Below are 21,231 nucleotides of genomic sequence, written 5' to 3'. Positions count from 1 at the left end.
ATGAAAAAGCCGTTTCGGATCAAATCCCTGACTGCCGTTACCCTGCTGTTGGCCGGGCTGGCCCTCATCCTCTGGCTGGTGGGCATGTATCTGCTCACTGCCCTGACGGCAGAGCTGGCGGCTGACCGCTATTTGGAAGACAGTGAGGACCGGGCGGTGCTTTTGGCCGGAAACGCCAGGCTCTCCCAGGCCTGGAAAGATCCGGACCGTGACCAGAACTTCTGGGAGCGAGCGGTGTGGGAAACGGTAGCTATAGGAGAATTTGCCTTAGGTGACCCCATTATCAGCGGGAACAGCGGATTTCTCCAGCGGCGCAATAACGAAGAGATCTTTTGGGCCAACGCCGTTTATGACGCTCAGGGCAACTGCCTGGCCGGCAGCTGGGAGGACTTCTTCTATTTCACCGTTTTGACCGAGGACCAGTGGAAGGCGGGGGAGGAGCTGTCCAGATACTCTGCCAGGGCACCGTTCCGGCGGGACAAGCTGGTGGAGGGTGGGCTGGAACTGGTCAAGTATGGGTTCCACTTTGATGCAGCCGCCATGCGATTTACCGGTACCTTTGCCGGGACGGAGATGACCCTGACCCGGGCGGAATATATCTCCCGGGATGAGCTTTGGGACGTGCTGCCCCGGAACAGTTCCTATACGGTGTCCAATTTGGTGGAGGAGGCGGGCCTGACCTGGCACCTGCTCTATGAGGACCCGGAGGCCGTGCCTGCCGGGACGGAGCTGGTGACACTCTACACTGACAACTTTGATGTATGCTGTCAGGATCGGTCTCCCTCCTTCTCCTACCGGGGGAACCGGTATGACAGTGTGGCCGGCCTGGTGGAGGAGGTGGGCCCAACGCTGGCGGAGAGCAGCCAGAACCTCAGCCGGTACGAGGGAGGGGACCTGCTTATCGTCAGTACCGCTTATTATGAGAAACATGAGAGTGAGAACTATCTTGTTGATTACCATTATGAGGCGGATGTATATGCGGGGGATCAGCTGGAGCTGCAATTCTATGTGGTCAGTGCGGTGTGGTGCTCCCCTTGGGATACCGCCATGGGGGAACTGCGGAACATTTATCTGATCACCTTTGGCCTTGCGGTCCTGCTGGTGCTCTGTGTGCGGGCCATCCTGAACCGGCAGCTCATCCGTCCGCTGCGTGAGGTGAGCCGGGGGCTCAACCACCCGGAGGAGCTGGTGGATGCGCCCCGGGCGGGAGCCGGCTGGCTGGAGCCCACGGAGTTGTGCCGGGGCTTTAATGACCGGATGGAACAGATCCGGCTGACCCGGAACGAGCTGACCCGGCTCAAGACCGCCCTGGATTACGCCAAAACGGCGGAGGCCAACCGGCGGCAGATGACCTCCAACATCGCCCATGAACTGAAGACTCCCCTGGCGGTGATCCACAGCTATGCCGAGGGACTGAAGGAGCACATCGCCGAGGAGAAGCGAGACAAGTACCTGGACGTGATCCTGGCCGAGACCGGGCGGGTGGACGCCATGGTGCTGGAGATGCTGGACCTGTCCCGGCTGGAGGCGGGCAAGGTCAAGCTGGCCCGGGACACCTTCTCTTTGACCAAGCTGACCCAATCCATCTTTGACCGGCTGGAACGGGCGGCGGAGGAAAAGAATCTCAAGCTGACTCTGGATCTGAAAGAAGAGTGTATTGTCAACGCCGACGAGAGCCGCATGGCCCAGGTGGTGGAGAACCTGGCCAGTAACGCGGTAAAATACACCCCGGAGGGAGGCTCCATCTGGGTACAGATGTGGACCAGCCAGGGAGCCACCTGGTTTACCATTGAAAATACCTGTACCCCCCTGTCCCAGGAGGAGCTGGACCACGTGTGGGATACCTTTTTCCGGGGGGATCAGGCCCGCTCCGGCGGTGGTACCGGCCTGGGTCTGGCCATTGTGAAAAACATTGTGGAGCTCCACGGAGGGAAATGCTTTGCACGCAGTACCAGCAGCGGTGTGGTATTTTCCTTCTGGATCTGATCACCCAAAACGACGATAGGACCGATCTGACGGCTATTTTAGATGTAAAGTGAATCTACTGTTCATCACTCGGGCTCGACAAGGAAATTTGCTATACATATATTCTGCTGCAAGGGAAAGCTGGAGATACCTATAGGCGCCTGCGCAATGCCAATCCTATGGTTGATGCCCGCCTGTGATACGTGAGTCAAGCGGCTGTCGGTCTTGTGCAGAACCCTTCCTTCCGGTACAATAAAAGAAATCAGACCTATCAAAGATGGACAAAAATGGAAAGGAAGTGCCTATGGAGCTGCGTGTGTTGCGGTATTTTCTTGCGGTAGCCCGGGAGGGGAGCATCTCTGGAGCGGCCAATTACCTGCACCTGTCTCAGCCGACTTTATCCCGCCAGCTGATGGAGCTGGAGGAGGAGCTGGGCAAGAAGCTGTTTGTGCGGGGGAGCCGCAAGGTCACCCTGACCGAGGAGGGACGTCTGCTGCGCAAGCGGGCGGACGAGATCCTGGCACTGGTGGACAAGACCCAGGCGGAGCTCCACAGCGAGGATCACATGATCTCCGGCGACATCTATATCGGCGGCGGTGAGACGGAGGCCATGCGTCTGCTGGCCAGGACGGCCCGCAAGCTGCGCAGCCGGTGTCCCGGTGTCCGCTACCACCTGTACAGCGGAAACGGAGACGCGGTCTCGGAGCGGCTGGACAAGGGACTGCTGGACTTTGGCGTGGTCATTGAGCCCTTTGACCGCCGGAAGTACGACTTCCTCCGCCTGCCCCATACGGACCGGTGGGGCGTGCTGATGCGTCGGGATAGCCCACTGGCCAATCGGGAGCAGATATACCCCGAGGACCTGCGGGACCAGCCCATCCTTCACTCGGGGCAGTCCAGGATCCGAGAGAGCCTTCAGGCCTGGTTTGGGTGTGATGTCAATCAGCTGAACATTGTGGGCACCTACAATCTGGTCTACAATGCCTCCCTTATGGTAGAGGAGGGGCTGGGATATGCTCTTTGCCTGGACGGCCTCATTAACACCACGGGAGACAGCCTCTTGTGCTTCCGGCCGCTGGCCCATCAAGAGACGGCGGAACTGGACCTTGTGTGGAAGAAATACCAGGTATTCTCCAAAGCGGCGGAGCGTTTCCTGGAGCTGCTGCGGGAGGAGATAGCCAATGAGAATGAAAAGTAACTGTAGTAAAAAACACCCGGTCTCTCCGGAAAAACGGAGGGGCCGGGTGTTTTTTCGTATTTCAGGTGTTGTCGCTCAGCTTGTCCACCAGCTCCTGCACTTCATTGACCAGCCGGCACAGATGAAAGCCGTCGCATACGGCGTGGTGGGCCTGTACGGCCAGAGGCAGCAGGATCTTGCCGTTGTCCTCATAAAACTTTCCCATGGTGAAAATAGGGGGGAGGTAGTCATAGCCCTTTTGCAGGTTCAGGTTGAAGCCCTCAAAGCTGGCCCAGGGGACCATGGACACGGGGAAGGTGTTTTCAGGGGTGTCCGGCCGGGAAATCAGACCCTGATGGTCTCCGTAGGCGACCATATCGTGCTCAAAGCCTGCGCGGAAGGCGGCGTAATCAGGGGTGTAGGCGGTCCACAGGTTGGAAAAGGTCTCGGTGTCCCGGTGGAAAATGGTATAGCAGGGATGGACCTGATCGTAAAAACCAAGTTCGCCCGCCTCGTTGATGGCCATACGGAACTCTTGGTGGCGGTTTACCACCGTGGAGAGGGCATACAGCATGGCGGGATACAGCTTCTGCCCGCTTTGCCGCAGCTTGGTGATATCCAGCTTGAACACCGCACTGTAGGTGCAGGGTACCTGAGTAAAGTAGTGGTCAAAATAGGCTCTGCGCGGCCAGTTTTCAAGGTCGATCTTGGTGAAGGTCATAGCCCATTGTCCTCCTTTGCCTGTGTCAAAAAGCATTATACAGGAGGAAGGCAGACCGGTCAACGGATAAGGAACGGTCAGGCCACGGCTTTTTGTGCACTGCATAGTATGCCTGATCCAAGGTAAAATATTGTCATTCTCTTTTAAAACGGGGGTATGACGGATGAAGCAATATAGATTGACGTCACAACAGATTTTGGATTATGGAAACTATCTGCGAGGAGAAGAGAGAAGCACCGGGACCATCGACAAATATCTGCGGGATACGACGGCTTTTGCATGTTGGCTGAACGGAAGAAATGTGACAAAGGAACGAGCGGCGGAATGGAAGGCCTACCTTTTGGAGCAAGACTACGCGCCAGTCACAGTCAATGCCATGCTTTCCGCAGTGAACGGACTGTTCCGGTTTCTGGGTTGGGATGAATGCAGGGTCAAGTTTTTGAAGATTCAGCGAAAGCTGTTCCGCGATGTAAGCCGCGAATTGACCAGAGGGGAGTATGAGCGGTTGCTGACCAGTGCGAAGGAGCAGGGACGGGAACGGCTGGCATTGCTGATGGAGACCATCTGTGCTACCGGCATCCGGGTCTCCGAAGTGCAATATATCACCGTGGAGGCGGCTCAGCAGGGCAAGGCGGAGATTTCATTAAAGGGGAAGATTCGGGTAATTCTGCTGTCGTCCAAGCTCTGCCGCAAGCTGCAAAAATATGCGAAAAAACAAAAGGTCGCTTCCGGCGCAATTTTTCGTACCAGAAGCGGAAAGAAGATCAGCCGTCGCCAGATCTGGGCAGAGCTGAAGGGATTGTGCAGGCAGGCTGGTGTGGAACCTACCAAGGTGTTCCCACACAACCTGCGGCATCTATTTGCCACACTTTTTTATAAGGCATGCAAAGACATTGTCCGGCTGGCCGATGTACTGGGCCATTCCAGTATTGAAACTACCCGCATCTATCTGATTACCTCCGGTGAGGAGCACCAGCGACAGATCGAGAGCTTAGGTCTGGTGTCATAGACAAAATCAACATTTTGCCTCAGAAATCAGTCTGGGCAAGCTCCCTTGTCTACATAATATATAGAAATTATATCATAGGATTGCCAAAAAAGCAATGTAGATTCCGATTTTTGGGTGCAAAAAGTCAGACCGCAAAGAATGATATTTTTGCGGTCTGGTTTTGTGCGCCCTGATACGCTTATTTTTAGTCAGAAACAAGGGCATTCCATGCTTCTGATCCCTTAACGATACTCAATATAAGTTTTCGAGGAGACGAAATGTTGATTTTGTGATGGAAGGTGACAGGGTGCGGGAATCGTTGAAAGCCTATTGTGAGCGGATGGACATGGGCGAATTGCTGAAGCAGTGGGATGATCAACGGAATGCGTTACTGACTCCAGAGCAGGTCTCTTACGGGAGTAAACGCAAAATCTGGTGGTGCTGTGAAAAGGGGCACGAATGGCGGGCAGCGGTGTATACCCGTACAGGCAGCGGGACCCACTGCCCGGTGTGTGCCGGGAGGACTGCACAGGCAGGTGAGAATGACCTTGGAACGTGCTGCCCTGAGCTTGCAAAGCAATGGCATCCGGTCAAAAACGCGCCTTTGACTCCGGAACAGGTGTTGCCTGGCAGCCACAAAATGGTCTGGTGGATCTGAGAAAAAGGTCATGAATGGCGGACCCAGATCAAATCCAGGGCTGCCGGCTGCGGTTGCCCCGTCTGCGCTAACCGCGAGGTCCGCCCGACTCAAAATGATTTGGCGGCCCACTTTCCTGAAGTGGCCAGGCAATGGCATCCTTACAGAAACGGAAGTATAACGCCAGATAAGGTGGCACCGGGCAGCAACCGTAAAGTATGGTGGCGCTGTGAAAAGGGGCACGAATGGCAGGCGGCAGTGGCATCGCGGGTCTCGGGTGGAAATGGCTGCCCAGTCTGTGCGGGGAAAAAGGTAGTGCCTGGGGAAAATGATCTGGCCACCCGGTTTCCAGATATTGCGGCCCAGTGGCATCCGGACAGAAATGGTACACTCACGCCCCAGGAGGTGACGTCTTACTCCAACCGAAAGGTTTGGTGGCAGTGCAGAAAGGGACACAGCTATCAGGCCGCGGTAGGAGCCAGGACTATGCAGGGAAGTGGCTGTCCCTACCGGCGCGGAAAATGCCGAGGCGCAGGCGGTCAGCCGCGTGGAATCCGCTGCGGAATGGGCAGCCGATGAGCTGCGGGAGCGTGTGCCGCAGGCACCGAAGAAAAAGCTGCCGGTCAAGGAAAGACCTTCGACCTATGATGAGGCCGGGCATGAAACGGAGTCACCGTCAGAGCGGCGGGAAAAGACGCCTGCGGAGCGTGCTGCTCAGAACGGCACCGGCACGGAGCAGGCAGTTGACCACATCGCGTGCCAACAGAGAAGCAGCAGCTTGAGGCCCGCCGTCAATTCGTGATGGACAAGCAGGAAAAGAAGTGGAGGGCAGAGCGGCAGGCTCCGCCATCCGCCGCAGACCCGCTTGCGGTCTATGAAGCAGATTGGGAGCCTGTGTCCCCTCCGCGCTCAGAAGTGCAGAGCAAAAGTCCATTCAAAGAGCGCAGGCCGCGCTCTTTGCAGAGATATGGCGGACAGGGCAAAACGGAAAAGCCGCCCAATGCGCCCAAGGTCAGACGCACCTTTTCCAAGGCGGCAAAGCCTGTACCGTCAGCCGTAAAACCTTCCCAGCAGGCGCTTCAGCAAAGGATAGTGCAGACGAAAAAAACTGCAAAGACGGCGTTTGAGGCGTTCAAGCGTACTGCCGTGATGGTACGCCGTGCGGCTGCCACGCTGATTTCTGCTGTGACCGGCTTGATCGGCGGCACAACGCTTTTGCTTGCGCTTGCGATCATCATCGTCATCGCAGCTGTGGCCAGCTCACCCTTCGGCCTGTTTTTCGCCGCGGAGCGCAATGCTCCCGATACCGTGTCGGTGGCAGAGGCCGTAACGCAGGTGAATATCGCCTATAATACAAAGCTGGAAGAATTGCAGACCGGGAACTATGACAGCATCCAGATCCACGGACAGGCCCCGGACTGGCCGGAGGTGCTGGCCGTGTTTGCCGCAAAAACCGCAGGAGCAGACGATGGCGTGGATGTGGCCACACTGGACGCTGACCGGGTAAGCCGTCTGACTGCGGTGTTCTGGGATATGACCGAGATCACAACGGAAGTGGAAACGATAGAGCATTCTGGAAGTGGAGACGATGATGGCTGGACGGAGTACATTTTGCACATCACCATCACGCCAAAAACAGCGGATGATATGCGGACGGCCTATGCCTTCACCCGTTATCAAAACGATGCTCTGGACGAGCTGTTGGCTGACCGTGCGGCGCTGGCTTCACTGGCCTCCAGTCTGACGATCACCAATGCGGATGCGGCGGAAGTCCTTCAGAACCTCCCGGATGACCTCTCACCGGAGCGTCGCGCCGTGGTGCAGAACGCGCTGACGCTCTACGGCAAGGTCTCCTACTTTTGGGGCGGCAAGAGCCTTGTTCTCGGCTGGGACTCCCGCTGGGGACAGCTGCGGCAGGTCACGGCGGCGGGCAACTCCACCACCGGCACCTACCGGCCCTACGGGTTGGACTGCTCTGGCTTTGTCGATTGGGCCTTTTACAATGCCACAGGCGGAAGCTATATCATCGGACATGGTGGCGGGGCCACCATGCAGCACGGCTATTGTACTGATATAAGCTGGCAGGATGCCCAGCCCGGTGACTTGGTATTTTACCCGGACAATTCTCATGTTGGCATCATCTGTGGACGAGACGAAACCGGAAATCTGCTGGTGATTCACTGCGCCAGCGGCGCGAACAATGTGGTCATCACCGGGACAAGCGGCTTTGTGTCCGTTGCCAGACCGGAGTATTACGGAGAATAACCCACTGTCGAAATGTGTCTCAAATTGAGCCACATTATTATTCAGGCCCACACTGCCTTTCCTGGCGGTGTGGGCCTGCTTTTTTATAAAAAGATGGAGACGGAACATAAAATGCTCCGTCTCCGCAGTTTAAGCATAAAGTTGAGTGTCTCACTCTTTCGAGCTGACAAGATAGACCTTTTTGCTAATTGTATTTTAGCAAATTCTCTATGCCATGTCAATGTCTATCCGCAAATATTATATGCAGAGTTCAATCGTTCTGACATTGCTTTTCGGAAGAAGTTTTTTCAAGCTGAGCGGTCAGTTCCGCAATTTTCTGCTGAGCGGCTTCAAGAGCGGTTTGCAGTTGGCTGATTTGCTGGCGTCCGTTCAGTATCTCTGTATTCTTAGACTGTATTTGAGGGACCGCGAGGATATATGCCAGCTTTGTTCGGATGCAGTCCAGCAAATCCATGCCATCTGTAAAGGTATCTGCACCGTGGATTGCATTTTGCCGTGCAATTTCCTGCCTGTCCACGATATAGCTTTTTACATTGCAGCGCAGATTGCTGATGATACGGTCTTTGTGTACGGATTTGATTTGATGGAGATTGATGATCGTGTCTTTCGGAAATACGGTGCCGTCTCTTTTGGCTTTGATGATGACCTCTTCAATGTCGGCAGAAAAGCTATTGGGGCTGTCGTCAGAGGTGGTCGGTGCAACGATCACTGTGTTTGCAAAGTTGTAAAGAACAATGGCTGGGTGTGGGAAGGATAGCTCCGTCTGGATATTGCCGCAACCGAAGTCCACAAAGACTTTATCTCCCCACTTATAACGGTAAGATTTCTTCTTGCTTTTAGGAGCAAGGATGCCGGCAGAATTATAAAAGTCGTTCCAAAGTATAAATGGAATTGCCTGAACATTCTGGCAGGATCGAACCAGCGACTCCGTATCTGACAATGTAGAGCCTAACTCAGCGGCGCTGTCCGGGCTATCCGCACATTTCTTGAATTTTTCAGTGGCTAACAGCTGCCTCAGTAATTGCTTATCAATCGGCATAACAGCACCTTCCTTTGTGCTTTGTTTGCATTATTATATGGAAAACTGTCTGCTATGTAAAGGCATTTGGAGGTATTGTCGAGGATTGTAGAAAATAGTAAGAGAACAACCCACTGTCGAAATGTGTCTCAAATTGAGCCACATTATTATTCAGGCCCACACTGCCTTTTCGGGTGGTGTGGGCCTGCTTTTTTGCGCTCAAAAGAAACAGCGGCCACCGGCACAGACGCCAGCAGCCACTATTTGAACTCGATCACATCATTGGGCGTACAGCCAATGATCTTGCACAGCTTCTCCAAGGTAAGCATAGTAATGTTTCGATTTTTCTTGAGGGAATCCAGCGTGTGATTATCAATGCCGCTCTGCAAAAGCTGGTATTGCGTCACATTGTTTCTCTTCATGGTTTCCCACAACGGCCCGTAATCGACTATCTCCATCACCACATTTCCTGTCTGATAAAGAAATTATATGTGGTATTCTGAGAAAACCATATTGTGATTATACCCACAATGCAGTAAAATGAGAGGTAAGTCAGATACGGGGCTTGGCGCACAAATCGTCGAAAAATGCGTCTCAGTTTGAGACGCATTAAAAGCTATTTCGATTTTATGATCCTGTCCGGGAATACGGAAGCGTTGATAAGGTCAGCGGGATCGACCTCCAGCGCATCGGCAATATCGAAGAACACATCCAGCGAGAAGCTGTGAGCCATGTTCGGCGCTTCAATCGTGCTGATGAGTGAGCGGCTGACACCGGCCTTCTCGGCCAGCTTCTCCTGTGACAGACCACGCATTTTACGGAGCGCCGCAATGGCGATCCCAAGCTGTACGAAACGGTCACGATTTTTGAAGGAAACTTCTTTGCTCATGCGGTGTCCTGCCTTTCTGATGATAAGCAAATTATACGGTTTCCCAAATCTCTTTTCTGTATGCATCAGAGTGCTATTGATTTAATTAGTGAGCAATATTATAGTATAGGAAAGCATATGACGGAATTTGTGAGTTGCAAGATAGAGAGGGCACAGTCATGGAGAACTATCGTTGTGCGATTATAGGCCAGCATCCCATGCGGTTTCCGTGGGGCTTTGACGAGGAAGATACCCAATGCCGTCGAATGAAACTGGAACTGGCTCAGTGTATTATGGAACTGCGTCAATGTGGAGTGACAGAATTTCAAGTTGCCTGTGACCCCGGCGTGGGACTGTACGCCGGAGAGATCGTCAATATCACAAAGCAGAATGACGAGGCCATGCGCCTTGTTTGCGTAACCCCTTTTGAAGAACAGGCTACCAAGTGGACGCCGCAGCTGCGTGAACGCTATTTCGATATGCTGGCGGACTGCACCGACCTTTCCTGTGTAGACTATCAGGAGACACCCAACGCACAGCTTATGGCCTATCGGCGGATCGTCAAGCAGTCTGATATGCTGGTGGCCGTATATGACCCTGAACTTGCCAGCGGTAGCGCAGAGGACAAGGCTATGGCCTATGCCCTTGCGTTGGGGAAGCCAACCCTGCTGATCCACCCTAATACATGGAAAAAGAAATGGCTGAATGTTGTAAAACGTGAAGGCGAGTAGCATATTCAAAAATTTTATCCATCCTCATACTTTAGAACGATTTACATTTCGTAAAGTTGCGGATATAATTATTATGAATCAGTATGAAGCGAAAAACTTATGATGAGGGGCGCGCCCCTCATCCCGTGGGTACCCACGGGATGATACCTCTCTGTGACCTGTGGACTTTGCCCGCTGCGGTCAGGCGGGCATGAACAAAACCTGACCACCATATAGAGGAGGATATACCATGAAAAAACGCATCGGAAGTTTGCTTCTTATTTTGGCATTGTGCTTTACGCTGCTGCCCACGGCGGCTTTTGCCGCAGAGGACAGCGGCAATACCGCTTCCACCAAAAAAATATCTGTTAGAATGAATGCGAAAAATGGCACTTTTACAGATTCTGTGTCTGGCGGAGTCCCAACAGCGTATGGAACGACCCATACGCTTACTGTTACACCCCAGACAGGGCGTTATGTAATTGCCGGATATTTTGCCGGAACAGATTATTACAAAACAAATCCAGCGAAGTATCAGTACAGTAACATGACTTTGGATAAAATTAGTGAAGCCGATCCGCAAACGGGAGCCGTTCAATACCAATTTACTGCAACAGAGGTTATTCCCATCAGCAATGATCCGAACTATGATTATATTTGCCTGTATTTCCACTGTGCCAAACTACCTACGCTCCTCTGGACATTGGGAAATATTAGTGGGGAGGCAACGGCTCCTTCGACCGATGGAAATACAGCAGCAATACCGTATGTCAGCCAAAAAGAACTTTGCGGTGATCCCAATGAATATACGGGTTATTATAGCTTGGCTGATAAAAAGGACAGGCCGTATCTTGACTGGCAAGTTATCTCTATTACTGATAAAGAAGGAAAAACAGCGGGCGGCACTGTTGCTTTCGATAATAACCACCTGACATACACGCCAACAGCCGATGAAGCTGGAAAGACCGTAACCATTACAATTCGACCCAAATTAGGCTATGTAGAAGAGGCAAACACACCGCTGTCTTTTGAGATCGAAGTTAAGAAACCCGTAGTAGAACAGAGTGAGTTTAATGTAACAATGGTGATAGACGGTTATGGAAATGCTGTTGCAAGACCAAATTCGGCAAAAGAAGGAGAAGAAATACAACTGACCGCAATACCAGATAAAGGACACCACTTCAAGGAATGGCAGGCCACTTCGGGTAACATAAGGATCACCAATGATAAATTTACCATGCCAGCCGGAAATGTGACTGTGAAAGCAATCTTTGAAGCCAACACCTACACCGTGAAACTGTATGCTAATGGCGGCACGATTGCCAGCGGACAAGATGTGACCAGCTATACCTACGGCGTGGGCGCAACGCTTCCGACAGCCGACGATATGACCTATACAGGCCACACGTTCAAGGGCTGGTATGGCAACGAAAATCTGACTGGCTCTCCCATTGCGGCAATCGGCGGTGCAGAAACGGGTAATAAAGAGTATTGGGCGAAGTGGGAGATCAATCAATATACCATCACTGTCAAACCCGAAAACGGCAAAGCGGATATTACCATAACGCAGGATTACGGCACACCAATTACCGCTCCGACCCTGACAAGAGAGGGCTATCAGTTCAACGGTTGGGATAAAACATTCCCGACAACCATGCCTGCCGGGGATATGACCATCACGGCACAGTGGACGCTCAATCGGTACACCATTTCCTACAACCTGAACAACGGTACAGCGACCGGGAACCCGGATTCCTATACCGTTGAATCGGATGCCATCACCCTCAATACCCCCACACGCCCCGGTTACACCTTCACCGGTTGGAGCGGCACAGGGCTTGACGGCGAGAATAATATGACCGTCACCATCCCAACGGGCAGCACTGGCGAGCGCAGCTATACGGCACACTGGCGCTACAATGGTGGAGGCTCCGGCGGCTCGTCCAGCTATCCCATCACCATCCCCGGCAAGACCGAGAACGGCACTGTGACCGTTAGCCCGCGTTCTGCGGAAAAGGGCGATACTGTGACCATCACTGCTAAGCCTGACAGCGGCTATCAGTTGGATGACCTTACCGTGACCGACAAGAATGGTAAGGAACTGAAACTGACCGATAAGGGCAACGGCAAATATACCTTTACCATGCCCGCCAGCAAGGTCGAGGTTAATGCTACCTTTGTCAAGGAAGTTGAGACAAGCCCGTTCAGCGATGTGTCCACCAGCGCCTATTACTATGAGGCTGTGAAGTGGGCGCAGGAAAAGGGCATCACCGGCGGTATCGGCAACGGCCTCTTTGGGCCGAACCAGCCTTGCACCCGTGCGCAGATCGTCACCTTCCTGTGGCGTGCTGCCGGTTCTCCCGAACCCAAGGCTATGAGCAGTTTCGCCGATGTGTCCACTGATGCCTATTATGCAAAGGCGGTTGCATGGGCGGTAGAAAACGGTATCACCACAGGAACGGGCGATGGCAAATTCAGTCCTGACGCCACCTGCACCCGTGCCCAGAGCGTGACTTTCCTGTTCCGTGCCATTGGTAAGCTGGTCGATAGCAAGGCAGAGTTCAGCGATGTTCTTACCGATAGCTACTATGCAAACGCTGTGGCATGGGCGGTGGAGAACGGCGTCACAAACGGCATTGGTGATGGCCTGTTCGGGCCGGACAATAGCTGCACAAGAGCGCAGATCGTGACCTTCCTGTATCGAACCTATCAAGGAAAGTAAAAAACAGGACGGTAACGAGCCGTCATCAAAGAATTTATAACAGAAACCGCAAGGCGGCTCCTTCACGGAGTTTCCTTGCGGTTTTCTTATATACAAGTCGGTCATAAAGTTGCAAAAGGCGACATTTAATGGCATTATGCGGCATTTATCGTATCGACGCACGAAACGGCGCAAACGCAGACGATCTATGTAGATGGCTGCAAGGTTACAGTCCGGTATTCCGGCCATAAAAACCCCGATGCCATCCGCGGAATCAAGGAAATCCTCCTCACAAATATTGCGAAAAAGGCGTAAAATTTTGCACTATTTGATGAAATATGAGATAATAATGGTGTAGAGATGCACCTTGATAATTGAAACAAGGCCATATACACCGTTCCAAAGATTGTTAAGAACAACAGGAGTGATGTATATGTTAGAAAACTTGATGGCTGATTTGCGGCGTGTTTATTGCCTGTACCGTGTTTCGACGCTGGGACAGGTTGAGAAAGATGATATTCCCATGCAGAAGCAGTATTGCCGCGAGTTCGTCGGGCAGCATCCTGGTTGGGAAATCATCAAGGAATTTTCGGAAAAAGGCGTTTCCGGTTTTAAGGTCTCAGCAAAAGACCGGGATGCCATTCAGGAAATTCAGCGTGATGCCTTGCAGAACAAATTCGATATTCTGCTGGTATTTATGTTTGACCGACTGGGGCGCAGAGAGGACGAAACGCCTTTTGTTGTGGAGTGGTTTGTCAAAAACGGCATTGAGGTGTGGAGCGCCAAGGAAGGGCAGCAGCGGTTTGATACTCATGTGGACAAGCTGCTGAATTATATCCGTTACTGGCAGGCGTCCGGCGAAAGCATCAAAACCTCTGTCCGCACCAAGACCCGAATGGAGCAGCTGACACAGGAAGGTCATTTTACCGGCGGCTGTGTTCCATTTGGTTATCGTCTGGAGCATAAAGGACGCACTAATAAGCGAAATCAGGATGTGGGCGACCTTGTGATCGACCCGGACGAAGCGGAGATCGTGAAACTGATTTTTCAGAAATATCTCTGCGAAGGGTATGGAGCGCAGCGCCTTTGCCGGTATCTTGCCGAACAGGGGATTACAAACCGAAAAGGGCGCAACATACCAACTACTTCGATCAACCGCATCATCAAGAATCCCATTTACACTGGAGTCATCCGGAATGGAGAAAGCCAATCAGAGGTGCTGCCGGAGCTTCAGATCATTGATACTGAGACTTATGAACGGGCACAGCAAATGATGGAGAAGCGTGTGACACATCACGGCGATGTACCGCTCAACACCAAGGGACGGTCTTTGCTGGTAGGCAATGTCTACTGCGGACACTGCGGAGGCCGCCTGACGCTGACCACCAGCGGACGAAAGCGTGTCCGAAAAGACGGGACTATCGTGCGGGAAACGAGAGCAAGGTATCAATGCCATTACAATGTCAGGCATCCCTGCGAATGCGACGGCCAATCTGGATATGGCGTAGAAAAGCTGGATAAATTGGTAGACCAAATCATTCGTATCCAGCTTGGGCGCATTCAGAACTCACCATCTCAAGAACTGATCGAAAAGCAGCAGGCCAAGGAGGTTGAACTCGTCAAGTCCAGACTAAACCTCTTAAATGAGCAGTATCGGCAGAAGCAGCGGGAGTATCAAGACCTGCGCGCTGAGACGATCAAGGTCATCCAAGGCACCAGCCGCTTGAATGCAGACCTGCTGAACAGCCTTGTCAGCGAGACTACGGAACAAATCAAACAGCTGGGAGTACAAATTCAGACCACCACAGCCGAGTTGGAAGAAACCGTACAGACGGCCAGCCAAGTGTTGCGGGAATATGATCAGCTGATAAGCTGGGCCGAGATGTATGACCACTGCACCTTTGAGGCAAAGAAAATGATCGTAGCCAAGTTTGTCAAGGCCGTTCGTGTGCGGCGTGATTATGAGATTGACATAGAGTTCAATGTGTCGTTTGAGGAATTTCAAGCATTGTATCTGGAGGGGGAGCCGGAAGAGGCAAAAAGGCCCGGAACAAATACAATTCTGGCAATGGAAACAAAAAAGTAAGGCAAGCATGACGCTTGCCTTACTGCTGGTGGACTCGAAGGGGATCGAACCCTCGACCTTACGGATGCGAACCGTACGCTCTCCCAAACTGAGCTACGAGCCCGGATATGAAATTTTTGAGATGGGAACCGCTTGCGGGCAACTGAGTTAGACTACCGAAAAAGAGGGGCTATAAGCAACCCGCTTCTCCTCCCAACTGCGCTACAGGCCCATATATGAAGTTTTCTGTGGGTATCATGCCCAACACTCAAGTATTATAGCATAATTCGGAGCGTTGTAAAGAGGTTTTTGAAAAAAAGTGAAAAGTGATATTGATAATTTGCCGGAAATGATGTATGATATCAAATACAGCCTTCCAGCGGACGGCGCTGACGCGTCCGGTCCGAGGCAAGGCCGCACTAGTCGGGGAGTTAGCGGTGCCCTGTACCTGCAACCCGCTACAGCAGGGATGAATCCCGGCCCCCGGATCTGCGTTGTGTCGTCTGACCCTGGTAAGTAGTGATGATGGATCGGTCCCGCGCAAGGTTGCACCGTGAACCGTGTCAGGCGGGGAACCGAGCAGCACTAAGCGGACCGTGATCTGTGCCGCGGGGGTCCCGCTCCTGAGCCGGCTGCCGGGGTAACGGACGTAGCGCTGATTCCAAAGGCCGGTGTGCGGTCTTGCCATGTGCCGGACAATTAAGGGAGGGGTGAAGCGACGCGGCTTTCCGCATCCTCCGCCCCTCCTTTTTCATTTTTATGGCGAGGTGACCGGTGTGTATCAGGCACTGTACCGAAAATGGCGGCCCCGTACCTTTGACGACGTGGTGGGGCAGGCCCATATCACCGATACATTGAAGCGGCAGGTGGAGACCGGACGGCTCTCCCATGCGTATCTGTTTACCGGTACCCGGGGGACCGGAAAGACCACCTGCGCCAAGATCCTGTCCCGGGCGGTCAACTGTGAGCACCCGGTGAACGGCAACCCCTGCAACCAGTGCCTCTCCTGCCTGGGCATTGAGAACGGCTCCATCCTGGATGTGCTGGAGCTGGACGCCGCCTCTAACAACGGCGTGGACCAGGTCCGCGCCCTGCGGGACGAGGCGGTCTATACCCCGGCGGCGGTGCGCAAGCGGGTGTACATCGTGGACGAGGTCCACATGCTTTCCACGGCGGCCTTTAACGCCCTGCTGAAGATCCTGGAGGAGCCGCCCGCCCATCTGATGTTCATTCTGGCCACCACCGAGCTCCACAAGGTGCCGGCCACCATCAAGTCCCGGTGCCAGCAGTTTTCCTTCAAGCGGATTTTGCCGGGAGACATCGCTGCCCGGCTGGCCTATGTGGCCCGCCAGGAGGGTCTGGAGCTGAGAGGGGAGGGGGCCGAGCTGCTGGCCCGGCTGGCCGACGGCGGTATGCGAGACGCCCTGTCCCTGCTGGATCAGTGCGCCATCCCCGATGGCCCCATCGGCGCTCAGGAGGTGCTGGACGCCCTGGGCCTGGCGGGTAACCTGGAGACCGCCCGCCTGATGGAGCAGATCGGAGCGGGGGATACCGCCGCCGCGCTGGAGACCCTGGCCCGGCTGTATGGCGCGGGCAAAGAGGTGGGCAGCCTGCTGGGCGAGCTGTCCGCCCTGGTGCGGGATCTGCTGGTACGCAAGACGGCACCCAAGGGCGGAGCGGCCCTGCTCACCGGCGGCTATGATGAGAATACCATGCGGAAACTGTCCAATCTGTTCCAGACGCCCCGCCTGGCCCAGATGCTGGGCGTACTTCAGTCCACCATTGCGGACCTCTCCCGCAGCGGCAACCGCCGCACTGACGCGGAGCTCTGCCTGATCCGGCTGTGCGACCCGGCGCTGGATGAGAGCCTGGCCGGACTCAATGCCCGACTGGCCCGGGTGGAGGAACTGGTGGCCGGTGGAATCCCCGCCGCCTGTTCGGTGCCGCCTGTGGCTCAGAAGCGGGTCCAGGAGAAGCCTCCGGTACAGCAGAAGCAGCCGGTGGATATCCCCCCCTGGGAGGAGGAACGGCCTCCTCTGCCCGAGGAGCCCGGCGAGCCGGTGGGCTACGACATGGAGCCTGCCCCCGCTGTGACGGAGCCTCCGGTGCGGGAAGCGCCCGCCCCTGCGCCTGCGGCGGCCCCGGCGGCGGATCTGTGGCCGGGTCTTGTGGCGGGACTGCGCAGCCGGTTCCCGGCGGTGTATCCCTTCCTGAGCAATCCCTCCGCGGTGCAAGGCGTGCTGGAGAACGGCACCTTGACTCTGTGGGTGGATACGGAGTTCACCAAGAGCATGGTAGGCACGGCCGCCCTGCTGTCTGCGCTGGAACAGATGGCCGGCAACCAGACCGGCGGTCCAGTGCACTGCGCGGTCAAGGTAGGCACGCCGCCCAAGGCGGCGGAGCGGCCCCAGGCACCTGCCGAGCACGACAATTTAGACGATCTGCTGGCCATGGGTCAGCAGTTTGACAACATTATTATTCAGGAATAAAAGGAGTTGCGACCTATGGCAAAAGGATTTAACAGCCGCGGATTTGGCGGCATGGGCGGCGGCATGAACATGAATATGATGAAGCAGGTCCAGAAGATGCAGCAGGACATGATGAAGATGCAGCAGGAGCTGGAGAACAAGACCTATACGGCTGCCGCCGGCGGCGGTGCGGTGAGCGCCACCGTGACTGGTAAGCGGGTGCTGGAGAGCGTCACCATCGACCCTGACGCTGTGGACCCCGAGGACGTGGAGATGCTGCAGGATATGATCGTGGCGGCTGTGAACGAGGCGCTGCGGGCCGCGGAGAGCGATTCCGCCTCCTCCATGCAGCAGCTGACCGGCGGTCTGAACCTGCCCTTCTAAAATAATCAACTGACAGGGACTGGCAGCATACGCGGCCAGTCCCTGTGTTGCGGTATACGGAAGATCAGAATGCTGGATGGAAGGTGACACTATGGCGACGGAAAAATCTGTCCAGATGTCCGAGCGATTCCGCATCGGCGCCCTGCTGGCGCTGACCGGTGGCCTGCTGGACGCCTATACTTATGTGATGCGGGGCGGTGTCTTTGCCAACGCCCAGACCGGTAATATTGTGCTGCTGGGTGTGCGGATGATCGAGGGGGATTGGGGCGGCATGGCCCACAGCTTTCTCCCCATTGTGGCCTTTGTGGCAGGGGTGATCGCGGCGGAGTTTATCCGGGCCCGCTATCAGCAGGGCCACGAGGTGCACTGGCGTCAAGTCACCGTGGGGCTGGAGCTGGCAGTGCTGCTGGCGGTCTCCTTTTTGCCGCAGTCGCTGAATGCAGTGGCCAATGTGGCGGTCTCTTTTGTGTGCGCGGTGCAGGTGGAGAGTTTCCGAAAGGTGCGGGGCAGTGCCTTTGCTACCACCATGTGTACAGGCAATCTGCGCAGCGGAACAGAGCAGTTTTATCAGTTCCTGCGTACGTCCCAACGGGAGCATCTTGTACGGGCCATGCGGTACGGCGGCGTGATCCTGTTCTTCATTGCCGGAGCGGCGCTGGGTGCCTGGTGCAGCCGGACGCTGGGCCTGTATGCGGCCGCGGTGGGATGCGTGCCTCTTCTCATTGCGCTGTTTCTGATGTGTGTTCAGGAAAAATCCTGAGAATAACGAAAAAAGTGCTTGACAATTATAGATGTGTCTGATACAATACAATGCGTTCGGTCGAGAAAACCGCAACGCATATGGGGGTATAGCTCAGCTGGGAGAGCGCTTGAATGGCATTCAAGAGGTCAGCGGTTCGATCCCGCTTATCTCCACCATGAAAGTACTGGGAAAGTACACGAGAAAGCCTTGAACCCGTAAGGGTTCAGGGCTTTCCTTGTTACTTGGCTAAGTGTCGTGAGGTATTGGCTTTGTAGCCAATACCTCGTGTCTTTTCGTGCCTAATCTTGGCTTTTGATGGGGAGTTCGGAGCGTTGGCTATGGATTTGGCTCCTGGCTACGAGCCAAAAATCGGGGAAATTCCTCATTTTTTAAGTTCATTTGACAACCGTGGACAAAGTTTCTGACCTGTGATAAAGTGTAACTAATCTAGCGGTGATGATTTTGACAAAAAATAGTCACAGGGGGAAATGACCATGGCAGCACCAGTATGGAGCATAGATAACAAAGAGCTGGCAGAACAGCACGTAATAGAAGGCAACAGCTTTCGGCTGGAAGTCGAGCGACTGAAGGATAGATGGAATAACGAAGAAAAAGTTTCAGTCACGGCGTATCGTTTGGGAAACGCTGAACCTGCCCTTTTGGGGACGACACAGCTGGAACCAGTAGACCTTGAGGGCGGCTTGGCAGCGTTTAAGAAATACGGTGTCATGCTCTCCCGATCTGATTGTATCGAAATCGCAAAGTGTATTCGGGAAAACTATTATAGTTTCCATCCCCTCCCCTGCTACGATGGCAGTACCATTGACGAGAGCTGCTTACAGGATATTCTTGAACTGCTGGGCAACATGATTGAGGGCAACCATATTGAAGCTGCCACCGTAAAGCCCCGGCATCTGCCTGACAGCTGCATCATATACCCTATTCCCGTCAAACTCTTTAATGAGGAGATACAGCGGAGCCAGTTTCAAGCGATCACCCCGAAAGCAATCCAGGAGTACCTATATCAAGGCGGATTTACACTGGTAAACCGGGGCAGCTTGGATTATGTGGCCTCCACAGGAGACGGAAAAAGCAAGCAAAAGTGTGTTTGCCTGTATAAAGAAAAAATGAAAGATTTCGTCGAACAAGCTGGGCAAGAAGGGCCGCAGGCATGAGAAACCAGACATTGAGCGCCTTTCCCTACTACGGCGGGAAAGCGGCCCTGGCCCCTGTCATCTGTGATATGCTGGACTACACCAACACAGAAATATTTATTGAGCCCTTTGGGGGCGGCGCCCGTGTCCTGCTCAATAAGCCGAGGCACCCTGTTGAAATTTATAATGACGCCAGCGCCGGTCTCTGTGCGTTTATGCGGTGCATGAGCGACCCTCAGAAAGCTCAGGAGGTCATTTACCGGCTTTATGATACCGACTATACCCCTGAGACCTTCTATGCCGCTGTGAAGCTCAGAAACGAGGAAGAGGACGACTATTTTTCCGAGTTAAAACGCCAGTTCAAACAATATCTGAGCCTGCTAGGCAAGAAATATACAGCTACGGATATGGTTGAAAACTTCCAGTTGCTTCGACAAAGCATAAATAAATGTACGGTACAAATGGACTGGTCACCCCTCCAGCGGCTAAAGTTGAGAGGGACACTGACAGAAACAGAAGTTGCCCAGCTTACCCAGTTTCAGAAGGAGACTGAGGATTTTTTGACACTACTCCGCCCCATCTATGCGGATGTACTACGGGAGCAAAGCGATGAGCTTGCGCCTGAGGCTGTCCATACTTATATTCAAAGACTGTCGGCCCAGGTGAAAAAGTTATCAGCCGAGGTAGAACCTGAAAAGCTTGCCCGGAAAGCTGCATTGGAAAAGAGAATACAAACAATTCAGCATGGGAAGCCAAACCGGATTGACGCAAAGCGGATAGAGGAACAATTCAGACAGCAGCTCTATCAGTCTGCCTACTTCCATACACTTAACAATCATGAATTCAGTTTTGCGGATGATGTTAGTTTAGCGGTTGCAACATGGATCGTTTATACCATGAGCCGTGACGGAATGGGGACTGCATTCAGCCCTCAGAAATTCAAAACCAATGAACAATACCATGCACAAATCAGCAGACTGTATGATGTGGCAGAGCGTATGAATGGCGTACAGGTCAGCCAGTCAGGTGCATTGATGTATCTGATGGAATGTAGTTACTTAAATGACAAAACCGCTTGCTTTTACCTGGATCCTTCCTACCTAGATCCGGAAGATGAGCAAAAGAATTTGGGGAGTGTATATAAACTCTCCTCCGATTACGCAAACCATGAATTGCTGCTCAAAACCATTTGTAACGCAAAGGCAAAAATTGTAATCAGTAACTATGATGTTCCACTATACAACGCATATCTCCAAGCGCCCCAATGGAAGAAATACGAGGTTGATACCAAGACAAGCGTGGGAGGTAAGGCCGACAACTATCGGACGGAAGTAATCTGGAAGAATTTCGATTGACTTTGAACGGCAA

At 53.7% G+C, this 21,231-nt stretch carries 19 protein-coding genes, 2 tRNA genes and 1 other RNA gene; 17 read left to right on the top strand and 5 right to left on the bottom strand.

The window, feature by feature from the left end; translation table 11 throughout:
• Positions 1 to 1,986 carry a HAMP domain-containing sensor histidine kinase gene (locus J9789_RS10015; RefSeq protein WP_209344959.1) on the top strand — a complete coding sequence of 662 codons (1,986 nt, stop codon included), beginning with the start codon at positions 1 to 3 and terminating at the stop codon, positions 1,984 to 1,986.
• A gap of 283 nt (positions 1,987 to 2,269) precedes the next feature.
• Entirely contained in the window at positions 2,270 to 3,163 is an 894-nt protein-coding gene (locus tag J9789_RS10010; protein ID WP_209344957.1) for a LysR family transcriptional regulator, read from the top strand.
• 61 nt (positions 3,164 to 3,224) lie between these two features.
• Here J9789_RS10010 and catA read toward each other — a convergent pair whose 3' ends face one another.
• On the bottom strand, positions 3,225 to 3,863 hold the full coding sequence (gene catA, locus J9789_RS10005) for a type A chloramphenicol O-acetyltransferase (RefSeq protein WP_209344955.1): 639 nt from the start codon (positions 3,861 to 3,863) through the stop codon (positions 3,225 to 3,227).
• Positions 3,864 to 4,026: 163 nt separating this feature from the next.
• On the opposite strand from catA, the gene J9789_RS10000 reads away from it, so the two are divergent.
• The 5 genes from J9789_RS10000 to J9789_RS09985 all read left to right on the top strand — a co-directional run bounded on the left by J9789_RS10000 (position 4,027) and on the right by J9789_RS09985 (position 7,753).
• The gene (locus J9789_RS10000; RefSeq protein WP_209344953.1) at positions 4,027 to 4,872 is read left to right on the top strand and encodes a tyrosine-type recombinase/integrase; all 846 of its coding nucleotides are present in this window, start codon (positions 4,027 to 4,029) and stop codon (positions 4,870 to 4,872) included.
• A gap of 271 nt (positions 4,873 to 5,143) precedes the next feature.
• Complete coding sequence (locus J9789_RS17070; protein WP_348633677.1) at positions 5,144 to 5,509, top strand: zinc-ribbon domain-containing protein; 366 nt, start codon at positions 5,144 to 5,146, stop codon at positions 5,507 to 5,509.
• A gap of 120 nt (positions 5,510 to 5,629) precedes the next feature.
• Positions 5,630 to 6,067 carry a zinc-ribbon domain-containing protein gene (locus J9789_RS17065; protein WP_348633671.1) on the top strand — a complete coding sequence of 146 codons (438 nt, stop codon included), beginning with the start codon at positions 5,630 to 5,632 and terminating at the stop codon, positions 6,065 to 6,067.
• Complete coding sequence (locus J9789_RS09990) at positions 6,036 to 6,290, top strand: hypothetical protein (RefSeq protein ID WP_209344951.1); 255 nt, start codon at positions 6,036 to 6,038, stop codon at positions 6,288 to 6,290. The genes J9789_RS17065 and J9789_RS09990 overlap by 32 nt, the downstream gene beginning before the upstream one ends.
• Positions 6,290 to 7,753 carry an NlpC/P60 family protein gene (locus tag J9789_RS09985; RefSeq protein ID WP_245185219.1) on the top strand — a complete coding sequence of 488 codons (1,464 nt, stop codon included), beginning with the start codon at positions 6,290 to 6,292 and terminating at the stop codon, positions 7,751 to 7,753. The genes J9789_RS09990 and J9789_RS09985 overlap by 1 nt, the downstream gene beginning before the upstream one ends.
• Before the next feature lie 250 nt (positions 7,754 to 8,003).
• Here J9789_RS09985 and J9789_RS09980 read toward each other — a convergent pair whose 3' ends face one another.
• From J9789_RS09980 to J9789_RS09970, 3 genes are all read right to left on the bottom strand, one after another.
• Entirely contained in the window at positions 8,004 to 8,792 is a 789-nt protein-coding gene (locus tag J9789_RS09980) for a type II toxin-antitoxin system PemK/MazF family toxin (protein WP_209344949.1), read from the bottom strand.
• A 239-nt stretch (positions 8,793 to 9,031) separates the two neighbouring features.
• A complete protein-coding gene (locus tag J9789_RS09975) occupies positions 9,032 to 9,229 on the bottom strand; it encodes a helix-turn-helix transcriptional regulator (protein ID WP_245185200.1) in 198 nt (65 codons plus the stop codon).
• Between the two features lie 158 nt (positions 9,230 to 9,387).
• Positions 9,388 to 9,660 carry a helix-turn-helix transcriptional regulator gene (locus tag J9789_RS09970; RefSeq protein ID WP_209344947.1) on the bottom strand — a complete coding sequence of 91 codons (273 nt, stop codon included), beginning with the start codon at positions 9,658 to 9,660 and terminating at the stop codon, positions 9,388 to 9,390.
• A 158-nt stretch (positions 9,661 to 9,818) separates the two neighbouring features.
• Here J9789_RS09970 and J9789_RS09965 point away from each other — a divergent pair, with 158 nt between their 5' ends.
• From J9789_RS09965 to J9789_RS09955, 3 genes are all read left to right on the top strand, one after another.
• Positions 9,819 to 10,370: an SLOG family protein gene (locus J9789_RS09965; RefSeq protein ID WP_209344946.1), complete on the top strand. Its 552-nt coding sequence runs from the start codon at positions 9,819 to 9,821 to the stop codon at positions 10,368 to 10,370.
• 229 nt (positions 10,371 to 10,599) lie between these two features.
• On the top strand, positions 10,600 to 13,071 hold the full coding sequence (locus J9789_RS09960; protein ID WP_209344944.1) for an S-layer homology domain-containing protein: 2,472 nt from the start codon (positions 10,600 to 10,602) through the stop codon (positions 13,069 to 13,071).
• 412 nt (positions 13,072 to 13,483) lie between these two features.
• The gene (locus J9789_RS09955; RefSeq protein ID WP_245185199.1) at positions 13,484 to 15,136 is read left to right on the top strand and encodes a recombinase family protein; all 1,653 of its coding nucleotides are present in this window, start codon (positions 13,484 to 13,486) and stop codon (positions 15,134 to 15,136) included.
• A 26-nt stretch (positions 15,137 to 15,162) separates the two neighbouring features.
• On the opposite strand, the gene J9789_RS09950 is transcribed toward J9789_RS09955, so the two are convergent.
• Positions 15,163 to 15,239 (bottom strand) — tRNA-Ala (locus J9789_RS09950).
• A 290-nt stretch (positions 15,240 to 15,529) separates the two neighbouring features.
• On the opposite strand from J9789_RS09950, the gene ffs reads away from it, so the two are divergent.
• The 7 genes from ffs to J9789_RS09915 all read left to right on the top strand — a co-directional run bounded on the left by ffs (position 15,530) and on the right by J9789_RS09915 (position 21,218).
• Positions 15,530 to 15,794: signal recognition particle sRNA large type (gene ffs, locus J9789_RS09945), an RNA gene on the top strand.
• Between the two features lie 97 nt (positions 15,795 to 15,891).
• Positions 15,892 to 17,604, top strand: coding sequence for a DNA polymerase III subunit gamma/tau (gene dnaX / locus J9789_RS09940; RefSeq protein WP_209344939.1), 1,713 nt, complete (start codon positions 15,892 to 15,894; stop codon positions 17,602 to 17,604).
• Positions 17,605 to 17,619: 15 nt separating this feature from the next.
• Positions 17,620 to 17,967, top strand: coding sequence for a YbaB/EbfC family nucleoid-associated protein (locus J9789_RS09935; protein ID WP_087337609.1), 348 nt, complete (start codon positions 17,620 to 17,622; stop codon positions 17,965 to 17,967).
• A gap of 91 nt (positions 17,968 to 18,058) precedes the next feature.
• Positions 18,059 to 18,727 (top strand): YoaK family protein, encoded by a 669-nt coding sequence (locus tag J9789_RS09930; RefSeq protein ID WP_245185198.1) that lies wholly within the window; start codon positions 18,059 to 18,061, stop codon positions 18,725 to 18,727.
• 82 nt (positions 18,728 to 18,809) lie between these two features.
• A tRNA-Ala gene (locus J9789_RS09925) sits at positions 18,810 to 18,885 on the top strand.
• Between the two features lie 318 nt (positions 18,886 to 19,203).
• Positions 19,204 to 19,884: a hypothetical protein gene (locus J9789_RS09920; protein ID WP_087187188.1), complete on the top strand. Its 681-nt coding sequence runs from the start codon at positions 19,204 to 19,206 to the stop codon at positions 19,882 to 19,884.
• Positions 19,881 to 21,218, top strand: coding sequence for a DNA adenine methylase (locus J9789_RS09915; protein WP_087187187.1), 1,338 nt, complete (start codon positions 19,881 to 19,883; stop codon positions 21,216 to 21,218). Before J9789_RS09920 ends, J9789_RS09915 begins: the two co-directional genes overlap by 4 nt.
• Positions 21,219 to 21,231 lie beyond the last annotated feature (13 nt).

Origin of the sequence: Flavonifractor sp. AGMB03687, assembly GCF_017811815.1 — a bacterium.
Lineage (GTDB): Bacteria > Bacillota > Clostridia > Oscillospirales > Oscillospiraceae > Flavonifractor.
This window is presented reverse-complemented; position numbering and strand designations above follow the sequence as displayed.

Coding starts and splice junctions, on each gene's coding strand:
- J9789_RS09920 (WP_087187188.1), top strand. CDS start 19,204: ATGGCAGCACCAGTATGGAGCATAGATAACAAAGAGCTGGCAGAACAG.
- J9789_RS10010 (WP_209344957.1), top strand. CDS start 2,270: ATGGAGCTGCGTGTGTTGCGGTATTTTCTTGCGGTAGCCCGGGAGGGG.
- J9789_RS17070 (WP_348633677.1), top strand. CDS start 5,144: ATGGAAGGTGACAGGGTGCGGGAATCGTTGAAAGCCTATTGTGAGCGG.
- catA (WP_209344955.1), bottom strand. CDS start 3,863: ATGACCTTCACCAAGATCGACCTTGAAAACTGGCCGCGCAGAGCCTAT.
- J9789_RS09970 (WP_209344947.1), bottom strand. CDS start 9,660: ATGAGCAAAGAAGTTTCCTTCAAAAATCGTGACCGTTTCGTACAGCTT.
- J9789_RS09980 (WP_209344949.1), bottom strand. CDS start 8,792: ATGCCGATTGATAAGCAATTACTGAGGCAGCTGTTAGCCACTGAAAAA.
- J9789_RS10015 (WP_209344959.1), top strand. CDS start 1: ATGAAAAAGCCGTTTCGGATCAAATCCCTGACTGCCGTTACCCTGCTG.
- J9789_RS09965 (WP_209344946.1), top strand. CDS start 9,819: ATGGAGAACTATCGTTGTGCGATTATAGGCCAGCATCCCATGCGGTTT.
- J9789_RS10000 (WP_209344953.1), top strand. CDS start 4,027: ATGAAGCAATATAGATTGACGTCACAACAGATTTTGGATTATGGAAAC.
- J9789_RS09930 (WP_245185198.1), top strand. CDS start 18,059: ATGGCGACGGAAAAATCTGTCCAGATGTCCGAGCGATTCCGCATCGGC.
- J9789_RS09955 (WP_245185199.1), top strand. CDS start 13,484: ATGTTAGAAAACTTGATGGCTGATTTGCGGCGTGTTTATTGCCTGTAC.
- J9789_RS09915 (WP_087187187.1), top strand. CDS start 19,881: ATGAGAAACCAGACATTGAGCGCCTTTCCCTACTACGGCGGGAAAGCG.
- J9789_RS09935 (WP_087337609.1), top strand. CDS start 17,620: ATGGCAAAAGGATTTAACAGCCGCGGATTTGGCGGCATGGGCGGCGGC.
- J9789_RS09975 (WP_245185200.1), bottom strand. CDS start 9,229: ATGGAGATAGTCGATTACGGGCCGTTGTGGGAAACCATGAAGAGAAAC.
- J9789_RS09985 (WP_245185219.1), top strand. CDS start 6,290: ATGGACAAGCAGGAAAAGAAGTGGAGGGCAGAGCGGCAGGCTCCGCCA.
- J9789_RS09960 (WP_209344944.1), top strand. CDS start 10,600: ATGAAAAAACGCATCGGAAGTTTGCTTCTTATTTTGGCATTGTGCTTT.